The organism is Candidatus Symbiopectobacterium sp., from assembly GCF_020054415.1.
In the GTDB taxonomy this organism is placed as follows: Bacteria; Pseudomonadota; Gammaproteobacteria; order Enterobacterales; family Enterobacteriaceae; genus Symbiopectobacterium.
Genome location: NZ_JAHWCO010000725.1, coordinates 1 through 2,418 on the forward strand (window position 1 = coordinate 1; position 2,418 = coordinate 2,418).

Consider the following 2,418-nt stretch of genomic DNA (forward strand, 5'->3'; position numbering starts at 1 on the left):
AAATGTGCTGTGGGCGTACGCCGATGGCCACTTTACTCGATGGAAAACGGATCTGGGCAGAAAAGAATCTGAACCAGATGTAATCTGACAGACACCTGTATAAATAATCGGTAACTGTCAGATCAGGTCTGAGCTAGTACACCTAAGATCATTTGATGACGGCTATGCTGTGTCGCGATCTTGCTGAAGAGATTGTGATGTTGCGCCATGAGTTCGCCGGTGCAGCCTGAGCAGCATAACGCCAGGTTGCGCTAGTCTTGATCCAACTGTGCAGCCACGTAGAGCAGAAAGCGATCCTCAAAATTCGCCAGGTTCAGTCCCGTCAGTTCAGCAATGCGCCGCAAGCGGTATTCAAGCGTATTTTTATGAATAAACAGCGCCTTGGCTGTCTCACCGGCCTGCTGATTATGGCGAAACCAGGTATGCAATGTTTTTCGAAACACCCCGTTGCCGTCATTGGTTTTTAGCCGCTGCAACGGGCTTACCAACTCTGCTGCTTGCCAGCCATCGCGCAGGCTATCAAGCAGCACTGGCAGTTTTATGTCCTGATAGCAGAAGCAATGCACATCAGGCATCCGCTGCTTGCCTACACTGATGGTGGTTTTCGCTGTGTGATAAGAGCGCACCACGCCCCCTTCCTGCGGAAAAAAGTTTCCCAGCGCCAGGCGTACTTTTAGCGGGCTGCCCTGCTGTAAACGCTGATAGAGCTGTGTCATGCGGCGCTTATGCTCTTCGGGTTCCCAGCGCTCCGCATACAGATAAGCGGGTTTCAACACCACCATTTCGGTGAGTGACACAATCGCCATCAGATCGTCTTTACCGGTTTCCATCAGCAAAGACTGCAACTGCTGCAATTCGCTCATTGCCGTGCTGACACCGAGCTGGCCGCTGTCCAGTTCCACCACCATGGCGACACGTGGCAATGTCAGATCGACGCCCAAACGTTGCGCCCACTCCTGCATGGTGGCTGAGTAGCTGTCGTTACGTACCATGCTTAACACCAGCTCTTCTCGCAGGCGGCTGTTTTGCGCCAACAGTTGCAGCAAATGAGCCTGTTCCAGCATCATTTCCGCAGTCATACACACCAGCTCGCCAAATTGCAGCAGACCATCGGGATCGCCGGTCAGGCCAATGACGCCGACGATTTGGTTATTTAACCGCAGCGGCAGGTTCAGGCCGGGCCTGACACCGTGCAGCGTATGCATTGACGCATCATCAATCGAAACGACGCGTTGCTGACTGAGCGCTAATAGCGCCCCTTCGTGGATTTCACCAATACGTTCGCGATCGCCGCTGCCAATAATACGACCTCTGGCATCCATAACATTGATATTAAAGTCAATAATTTTCATGGTGCGTTCAACGATCGAATAAGCTAATTTCGCGTCGAAATCATAATCTGTCATTTACTATTCCCCTAGTGCAGGGCTTTGTTGAATAATAGGTAATCATGCTGTTTTTCCATGCCAGTTTTGGCTGAAAATGCTTGTCATCTCCGGTGTACACTTTTCTCATGATGCCTAACTGCATGATTTTACGTTGCGAGGATCCGTCGTTTTACTGTGCTGCCGGCATAAAATCTATTTATTCAACAAAGCCCATCGCTATCCATTCCAGCAACAGACGTTTGCTGTGTTCGTCATACCTGCGGTTCCAGAGTTCCCGGGCCAGCTCCTTCATTGCCCAGCAACGGTTGGTATCAGGCAGTACCTTCTGCGCTGCTTCCAGTCTTTCTGCTATTCGACCATGACGTTTATGGCAGCCGTACAACCACAGATAACGGGAACGATGTGCTCTTTTTCGTATCGGTAGCGGGATGGTTTTCATTTCTAACTGTCGTGTTTTATCTACGACGGCACAGAGCATTTTCGCTACATGGAAGTGGTCGAACGCGATCTTCTCCACCGCGTTAGGCAGATGATTCGACCTGGCGGTCACCCAGACTCTGGAGATAGCCAGCAAGACTTTCAACACCGCAATCATCTTTGAGCTCCAGTGCCTGTCCCTGAGTATCAGAGATAACGGTGACGTACTGATGCCCCTTTTTGAAAGCGATCTCGTCAACACAGAGATGACGCGCGGCCTGTGGTATTTTTCGACGGTCCAGTCCACGCTTAACCGCCCGTTGCATAATGTTATCGACAGCATTCCAGCTCAGCCTCCGATGTTTCCTGACGGCATCCACGGTGCTGATTTTCAGCCATGAGATAACGAATGACTCGAACAACAGCGTATACCGGCTACCGGGGCTAGCCCATGAAACAGGCTGCGTCTGGCAGCCATGCTCCGGGCACATAATGCGGGGTACATCAGCTTCGACTATTGTCGCGAACTGGCAGGTATCGAGATGGCGCCATTTACGATGTCGGTGATCGTGAATAGGACAGTGTTTCCCGCAGGTTGGACAGGTTAACTGAG

1 protein-coding gene and 1 pseudogene are annotated in these 2,418 nt (G+C 51.3%); both read right to left on the reverse strand.

Going from position 1 to position 2,418, the window contains the following annotated elements; all coding sequences use genetic code 11:
• Positions 1–251: 251 nt before the first annotated feature.
• Positions 252–1,406, reverse strand: a complete 1,155-nt coding sequence (locus tag QZ506_RS20840; RefSeq protein ID WP_291973635.1) for a CdaR family transcriptional regulator — start codon at positions 1,404–1,406, stop codon at positions 252–254.
• Positions 1,407–1,599: 193 nt separating this feature from the next.
• Positions 1,600–2,418 (reverse strand): annotated as a pseudogene (locus QZ506_RS20845) (transposase); the annotation flags it as partial.

Bases quoted from the DNA above. Each gene is read 5' to 3' on its own strand.
- QZ506_RS20840 (WP_291973635.1), bottom strand. From the start codon at position 1,406: ATGACAGATTATGATTTCGACGCGAAATTAGCTTATTCGATCGTTGAA.